This is a genomic window from Treponema sp., from assembly GCF_045657965.1.
Classification (GTDB): Bacteria; Spirochaetota; Spirochaetia; order Treponematales; family Treponemataceae; genus Treponema_D.
In genome coordinates, this window is sequence record NZ_JAZOUG010000336.1 from 1 (window position 1) to 8,000 (window position 8,000).

Below are 8,000 nucleotides of genomic sequence, written 5' to 3' on the forward strand. Positions count from 1 at the left end.
CTTTAATAACGGTAACCGTCCGGGATTTGGTCAGGGCGGGAACAGACCTGGATTTGGTGGACCAAGACCTGGTGCCGGTGGCTTTGGTGGACGCGGAGGATTTGCTCCTGCTCCAATGCCGGTTCCACAGGCTGGAAAAAAACAGTTTAAGGGTAAGAAACAGGTTTACGGTCAGCGAAAAGATAAAGAAGAGCTTTTTGACGAGGAAGAACTTTACAAGAAAAAGCAGGTTACTCAGGCAAGTGTAGTTCCAAAGTCAATAGACATTATGGAAACTATTTCTGTTTCTGATCTTGCCCGAAAAATGAACCTTAAAGCTGGTGATATCATCGCTAAACTCATGGGTATGGGTATGATGGTAACAATCAACCAGTCAATCGACAGTGATACTGCAACACTTCTGGCTTCTGAGTATGGCTGTGAAGTACATCTTGTTTCCCTTTACGACGAAACTGTTATCGAAAGTGATGTTGGAACTGAAGAAAATCTTCGTGTACGTCCTCCAATCGTTACTGTTATGGGTCACGTTGACCATGGTAAAACAAAAACTCTGGATGCAATCCGAAAAACAAACGTGGTTGCTGGTGAAGCCGGCGGTATTACCCAGAAAATCGGTGCTTATCAGGTTCATACAGAAAAAGGAACGATTACATTCCTGGATACACCTGGTCACGAAGCATTCACTATGATGCGTGCCCGCGGTGCTCAGATTACAGATATAGTAGTTCTCGTTGTCGCAGCAGATGACGGTGTTATGCCTCAGACTCTTGAAGCTTTGAGTCATGCAAAAGACGCAAAAGTTCCTATCATCGTTGCTGTAAACAAAATCGATAAACCGGATGCAAACCCGGAAAACGTAATGACTCAGCTCTCAAATCAGGGATTAACTCCTGAAGAATGGGGCGGTGATACTCAGTACGTAAGAATTTCTGCTCTTAAAGGTCAGGGAATTGATGATCTTCTTGATGCAATTCTCCTGCAGGCTGAAGTTCTTGAACTTAAAGCTCCTTATGATACACGTGCAGAAGGAAAAGTTATCGAATCGCGCATTGATCAGGGACGAGGTGTTGTTGCTTCTGTTGTTGTTCAGAGCGGTACACTTTCTGTAGGAGATCCATTCGTTGCAGGTATTTATTCAGGCCGTGTACGTGCCATGTTCAATGACCGCGGCGAAAAAGTAAACGAAGCACTTCCAAGCATGCCAGTTGAAGTTCTTGGTCTTGATGATATGCCAAATGCAGGCGATCCGTTCCAGGTTACTGAAACAGAAAAAGATGCCCGTGCAATTTCTGCAAAACGTCAGGAACTCAAGCGCTTTGAAGCTGCAAAGGCTGTTAAGAAGGTTAATCTTGACAACCTTGTTTCTACAATTCAGGCAAATGAAATTAACGAGCTTAAGGTTATCATTAAGGCTGATTTGCAGGGTAGTGCAGAAGCTCTTAAAACAAGCCTTGAAAAGCTTTCAACTCCGGAAATCCGCCTCAATGTTATTCACTCAAGTGCGGGTGCAATCAACGAATCAGACGTTACTCTTGCTGCTGCAGACGGAAACGCAATTCTTATCGGTTTCAACGTTCGTCCGACACCAAAAGCAAAACTTCTTGCAGAACAGGAAAAGGTTGATATCCGAAAGTACAACATCATCTATAAATGTGTTGAAGAAATCACCGCTGCAATGGAAGGTATGCTCAAACCTGATACAAAAGAAGAAGTTACAGGACAAGTTGAAGTTCGCAATACATTCCGTGTACCAAAAGTCGGCGTAATTGCCGGATGTTATGTTACAGAAGGTGTTGTAAAACGAACCAGTCATGTTAACCTCATACGTGAAGGAATTGTTAAATATACAGGTAAAATTACTTCCCTCAAGCGCTTCAAGGACGATGCAAAAGAAGTTACTTATGGCTTTGAATGTGGTATAGGTCTTGAAAACTGGCAGGATATTCAGGAAGGCGACGTATTTGAAGTATTTGAATATGTAGAAATTGCCCGTAAACTCGGTGACTCAATTGCCAAAGAAAAGGAAAAGGAAGCCGCAAAGACTGCTTCTGATTCTGAAAGCACAGAGGAGTAATCTATGGGTGAATTCAGAATGTTAAAGCTTGGAGAACAGATTCGTGATGAAATCTCTAAGCTTATAAGCCTGCAGAAAATTAAAGATCCGCGTGTTTCTACTTTTCTTACGGTTAACCGTGTTGAAGTCGCCCGTGATTTAGCATATGCAAAAGTATATGTATCAAGTTTTTTGAATGAATCACAGGTTAAAAAAGGTGTTGAAGGCTTAAATAGTGCCGCAGGTTTTATTCAGTCTTCAATAGCCAAAAAACTTTCGATTTATAAATTTCCAAAGCTTACTTTTATCGAAGATATGAGCATAAAAGAAGGCTTTGAAATGGTAAATAAACTTAACCGGCTTGAAGAAGAAGAAAAGGCTTTAAAATCTGACGGAGATTCTGTTTCCGATAATGAAGAAAAATAATTCTGAAATTTCAGGTATTGTTCTGTTAAAAAAACAGCCTGGAATCACAAGTTTTTCTTCTCTTTCCTGTGTAAAGCGTACTTTTGGTACTACGAAAGTCGGTCATACAGGTACGCTTGATTCTTTTGCAGAGGGACTTTTAGTTGTTCTGGTAGGTTCTCTTACGCATTTAGTTCCACATATTACAAATTTTGATAAAACATACGAAGCTTTAATTGAATTTGGAACGGAAACAGATACTCTTGAACCTACCGGTCAGATTATAAAAACAGGCAGTATTCCATCAAAGGAAAACTTAGAATCTGTTTTACCTTTATTTCTTGGTGAAACAGAGCAGATTCCGCCTGTTTACAGTGCCCTTCATGTTGATGGAAAAAGGGCAAGTGATTTAGTCCGCGAAGGAAAAGCTGTAGAATTAGCTTCCAGAAAAATCAAAATTTCATTAATTAAATTACTTGATTTCAACGGAAAATTTGCCCGAATTGAAGTTGCCTGTTCAAAAGGTACGTATATCCGATCTCTTGCCCGTGATATAGCCTTAAAATGTGGCACAGTTGCACATTTAAAAGAGTTAAAAAGAACAAGAGTCGGACCTTTTAAATTGGAAGATGCTGATGAATCAAGGCTTCTTTCAATGACACCGGAACTTGCTTCTCTTTGCGGAATGGAAGTTTCTTATCTTAATACAGCAGCAGTTTCTGATTTTTATAATGGTCGCCGATTAAACGATAAAATGTTTATTCATGATTTTACAGGTGATATTTCAAAAAAAGAGATTGCAGTTTTTTATCCTGATGAAAATTTTGCAGGCGTTGTTAAGCGTTCATTTGTAAATGGCAAAAAACAGCTTTCTTATGGTTTTGTAATTAAAGAAAAACAGAAAATGCAAATCTTTTCATGGGAACAGATTCTAAATGGAAAATTTAATATCAAATTTAAAGAAAAAGGAATATCACTTACCATCGGGAGCTTTGACGGTTCTCATTTAGGACACAGATCTCTTTTTGAATCAGTTCTCTCTCAGAAAAAAAACGGTTTAGTTCCTGGGGTTTTGACATTTACCCGTTCTCTTCGCGGCTATAAAAATCCAGGTGAATATGAAGGTGATGTGGTTTCGCTTTCTCAAAAAATTGAAAATCTAACGAATTCAGGTTTTGATTTTGCAATTGTCGTTGACTTTTCTGAGCAATTTTGTAAAATAGAGGGTGTTGATTTTTTATCATTACTTGTAAATAATTGTGGCTTAAAATATCTTGCTGAAGGAAATGATTTTCACTGCGGGTATAAAGGTTCCTGCGGTATGGAAGAAATCAAAAAAATAGCTTCGGAACTAGATTTTTCCGTAAATACAGTTAGTTCAGTTATTTTTGAAGATGAGCGGGTTTCATCATCAAGAATTAGAAAATGTGTTCTTGAAAGGCGTTTTGATTTAGCTCAAAAAATGCTTTTAAGGCCATTTGAACTTGATTGTACTGGTTTTGCATGGAAAAAAACTGGAGAAAAATCAATTTCTGCCGTAAAGAAAGGTGCGCAGCTTATGCCGCCTGAAGGAACTTATCCGGTAAAGGTTTTGTTCCATCAAATTAGTCAATTTTCTGGTGAAGCACAAAAAGGTTTTGCATGTGCTGATTGTACATTAGAGAAGGGGAATCTTCGCCTCGCTTTCTCTGATAATTTAATCAGTCCGTTCGTAAAATCCGTACAGTTCTTTTAATCCAGATAATTTATATTTTTTTTATTAAGGAGTAAGTAAATGGCACTTACAAAAGAAACAACAGCTGCTGTAGTCAGCAAATTCGGCGCAAATGAGGCCGACACAGGTAACACAAAAGTTCAGATTGCTCTTCTCACAGAACGAATCAAGCAGCTTACAGCTCACACACAGAATTACCCAAAAGACACAAACTGCAAACGTGCGTTGCTCAAAGTAATCGGTTCACGCCGCTCACTTCTCAAATATCTCCAGAGAAAAGATCTCGAAACATACCGTTCACTTATTAAAGAGCTCGGTCTTCGAAAGTAATCTGTTTTTTTTGGTAATCCCACTGGACTTTGCTCTGGTGGGATTTTTTTTATTTATTTTAAAACTTTTTTCATTGATTATTATCATATAATAGTTTAAAATTAAAGAGATACTATATTTAAAACGTACATCGGATGTAGTGATGTATGTAGGAGTAAAAAATATGTCTGTAGAAAGAGTAACCTACAAACTTGGAGATTCCGAACTTATCCTTGAAACTGGTAAAATCGGTAAGCAGGCAAATGGTTGTGTATATGCAGAGTATGCAGGCAGCGCAATCGTTGCGACAGTATGTGCTTCATCAGAAGTAAAAGAAGGACTTGACTTTGTTCCTGTTACAGTTGAGTACAACGAAAAATATTATGCTGCAGGTAAAATTCCTGGAGGATTCATTAAGCGTGAAGGTCGTCCAAAGGACAAAGAAATTCTGGTTTCCCGCCTTATTGACCGCCCAATGCGACCTCTTTTTGAAGTAAGCTTTGGCCGAGAAATTCAGATTGTTCCAACTTGCGTTTCATCTGACGGAATCAACCCGCCGGATATTCTTGCAGTTATTGCATCTAGTGCTGCAGTATCAATTTCTGACATTCCGTTCCACGGCCCTGTTGCAGCTGCACGCGTTGCATACATCAACGGTGACTACGTAATAAACCCTACTTTCCAGCAGCAGGAAAAAGCTGAACTTGAAATCGTTGTTGCAGGTACAAAAGACGGCTTTACAATGGTTGAAGGTGGTGCAAATGAAGTTTCTGAAGACATCATGCTCGGTGCTCTCGAAAAAGCACAGGGCTTTATCACTGCAATGTGTGAACTTCAGGAACAGCTTGTTGCAAAATGCGGCAAAGAAAAGCTTCCTCTTGCTCCACTTAATGTAGAACTTGAAAACAAAGATGCAATTATTGCCGAAGCAACTCCACTGCTCGAAAAAGCATGTTTCCAGGACGGTAAAATGGCTCGTGGTAAGGCAATTTCTGAGGTTAAAAAACAGGTTGTTGCAAATCACGCTGAACAGCTTTCTGACGAAATTCAGAAAAAACTCTTTGACCAGTGTTTTGACGATATTCAGTACAATCTTCTTCGAAAATCTATTTTGGATAAAGGTGTTCGTATTGATGGCCGTAAGTGCGACGAAATCCGTCCAATCACTTGTGAAGTTAACGTTCTTCCTCGTCCGCACGGATCTGCTTTGTTTACTCGTGGTGAAACTCAGTCACTTGCTGTCACAACTTTAGGTACAGCACTCGATGCTCAGGTTCTTGATGATATCGACGGAGAACGCAGCGAAAACTTTATTCTCCACTATAACTTCCCGCCATATTCTGTTGGTGAAACTGGCCGCCTTACAACTGGCCGCCGCGAAATCGGTCATGGAAATCTGGCTCGCCGCTCTCTGGCACCAATGATTCCGCCGCTTTCAGAATTCCCGTATACAGTACGCGTTGTTTCAGAAATCATGGAATCAAACGGCTCATCATCACAGGCTTCAACTTGTGGTGGCTGTCTTTCCCTTCTTGCTGCAGGCGTTCCAATGAAAAAAATGGTCGCTGGTATTGCAATGGGGCTTATTACAGAACCAGAAGGTGACAATCCTTACGGAAAATACAAGATTCTTTCTGATATCCTCGGTGAAGAAGATCACCTTGGCGATATGGACTTCAAAGTTGCAGGTACAAAAGATGGTATCACAGGCTTCCAGATGGACATTAAAATCGCTGGTGTAACAACTGAAATCATGAAGAATGCTCTTGCTCAGGCAAAAGAAGGCCGTCTGCACATTCTTTCTATCATGGAAAAATGTATCGACAAACCTCAGCCAATCAGCCCGTACGCTCCGAAAATCCTCACAATGAAGATTGCTCCGGATAAGATTGGTGCTCTCATCGGACCTGGCGGAAAGTACATCAAAGCTCTCTGCGCTCAGTATGGTGTTACAATCAATACTGAAGACGACGGAACTGTTCAGATTTACGGAAAAACAGGAAAATCTGCTGAGGAAGCAAAAATTGCTGTCAAAGGCATTTGTGAAGATCCTGAAGTCGGCACAATTTACAACGGCACAGTAAAGCGAATTATGGAATTCGGTGCTTTCGTTGAAATCTTGCCAGGAAAAGAAGGTCTTTGCCACATTTCCAAGCTTTCACGAGGACGAGTAGAAAAGGTAACTGACGTTCTTAAAGAAGGTCAGCAGATTCCTGTAAAACTTCTTGAAGTTGATAAACAGGGAAGATTAAATCTTTCTTATATCGACGCAATCGAAAGTAAATAACTTTTTAATCCGCAGATTAACACAGATTTTCACAGATTATGTAGTTTATAATTATGAAAGTCTTATACATGTTAACGGAATAGTTTTCATACTATGAAGTAGTTAATCTGTCCTAATCTGTGTCTTTCTGTGGATAATTTAAACTCTAGTCATTTAGTCTGTAAGTCAATTCTGATGTCTTATAATTGTATTTTTGTAATCGGTCCTACCGCTGTAGGAAAAACCGCAATCGGCGTACGTCTTGCCGAAAAGTTTAATGGTGAAATAATTAGTGCAGATTCTCGGCAAGTTTATAAGGGACTTGATATTGGAAGCGGAAAAGATTTAGCTGACTATTTTTTTAATGGAAAAAATATTCCCTATCATCTGATTGATGTCTGTGATTTGAATCGTGAATATAATCTTTTTGATTTTCAAGAAGATTTTTACAGAGCCTTTTCTGATATTAGCTTTCGCGGAAAACTTCCAGTTTGTGTGGGAGGAACCGGAATGTATGTAGATTCAATTCTTCATCACTACGACATGATTCCCTTTGTTGAAAAGCCTGGGGAACGCTCTGAGCTTGAAACAAAAACTGAAAAAGAACTGGAAGAAATACTTATCCGGGAAAAGGAAAAACTGCATAATACATCAGAATTTGGTGATAAAGAGCGCATGATTAAATCAATCCTTATAAACCGGTTTAATATTTCTGATGAGTGCCGGATTGCCCGTGAAAAACTCCGTGCATCGCGACCGCAGCTTGATCCGCTTGTAATCGGAACAACTTTAGACAGAAAAATCGTGCGTCAGCGCATTGAAAAACGTCTTTCTGACCGCATGAAAGAAGGTTTAATTGAAGAAGTAGAAAATCTTCACAATAATGCAAAAGAAAACGGGGCAGAATGGAGCCGGCTTGAAGCTCTTGGTCTTGAATACCGCTTTGTAAGCGATTATCTTCAGAGAAAATACAAATCAAAAGAAGAAATGCAGAATCTTTTGTGTCTTGCTATAGGTCAATTCGCAAAACGTCAGGAAACATGGTTCCGGTGTATGGAAAAAAAAGGTATTGAAATCCACTGGCTTCCGCAATTAATGAGTATAGAAGAAAGATTTGAAGCGGCATGTAAAATACTTGAAGAAAAAATGGTGTAATGTTAAAAAAAAACTCATCAACAAAAGCTGATGAGTTAATAAAATCAAATAAATCTGCCACATGGAAGTGGCGAAAAGTCAAATAAACCGCAAGTTTT

6 protein-coding genes are annotated in these 8,000 nt (G+C 39.5%); all 6 read left to right on the forward strand.

Annotated features, from left to right (window positions below; all coding sequences use genetic code 11):
• On the forward strand, positions 1–2,074 hold a 2,074-nt coding region (gene infB / locus ACKI5B_RS12670), incomplete at its 5' end, for a translation initiation factor IF-2 (RefSeq protein WP_407429329.1).
• Between the two features lie 3 nt (positions 2,075–2,077).
• Positions 2,078–2,479, forward strand: coding sequence for a 30S ribosome-binding factor RbfA (gene rbfA / locus ACKI5B_RS12675; protein WP_407429331.1), 402 nt, complete (start codon positions 2,078–2,080; stop codon positions 2,477–2,479).
• Positions 2,466–4,193 carry a tRNA pseudouridine(55) synthase TruB gene (truB, locus tag ACKI5B_RS12680; RefSeq protein WP_407429333.1) on the forward strand — a complete coding sequence of 576 codons (1,728 nt, stop codon included), beginning with the start codon at positions 2,466–2,468 and terminating at the stop codon, positions 4,191–4,193. Before rbfA ends, truB begins: the two co-directional genes overlap by 14 nt.
• 39 nt (positions 4,194–4,232) lie before the next feature.
• Positions 4,233–4,502, forward strand: coding sequence for a 30S ribosomal protein S15 (gene rpsO, locus ACKI5B_RS12685; protein ID WP_407429335.1), 270 nt, complete (start codon positions 4,233–4,235; stop codon positions 4,500–4,502).
• Positions 4,503–4,665: 163 nt separating this feature from the next.
• Complete coding sequence (gene pnp / locus ACKI5B_RS12690) at positions 4,666–6,768, forward strand: polyribonucleotide nucleotidyltransferase (protein WP_407429337.1); 2,103 nt, start codon at positions 4,666–4,668, stop codon at positions 6,766–6,768.
• Positions 6,769–6,942: 174 nt separating this feature from the next.
• On the forward strand, positions 6,943–7,902 hold the full coding sequence (miaA, locus tag ACKI5B_RS12695) for a tRNA (adenosine(37)-N6)-dimethylallyltransferase MiaA (RefSeq protein ID WP_407429339.1): 960 nt from the start codon (positions 6,943–6,945) through the stop codon (positions 7,900–7,902).
• Positions 7,903–8,000 lie beyond the last annotated feature (98 nt).

Bases quoted from the DNA above. Each gene is read 5' to 3' on its own strand.
- pnp (WP_407429337.1), top strand. From the start codon at position 4,666: ATGTCTGTAGAAAGAGTAACCTACAAACTTGGAGATTCCGAACTTATC.
- rbfA (WP_407429331.1), top strand. From the start codon at position 2,078: ATGGGTGAATTCAGAATGTTAAAGCTTGGAGAACAGATTCGTGATGAA.
- truB (WP_407429333.1), top strand. From the start codon at position 2,466: ATGAAGAAAAATAATTCTGAAATTTCAGGTATTGTTCTGTTAAAAAAA.
- miaA (WP_407429339.1), top strand. From the start codon at position 6,943: ATGTCTTATAATTGTATTTTTGTAATCGGTCCTACCGCTGTAGGAAAA.
- rpsO (WP_407429335.1), top strand. From the start codon at position 4,233: ATGGCACTTACAAAAGAAACAACAGCTGCTGTAGTCAGCAAATTCGGC.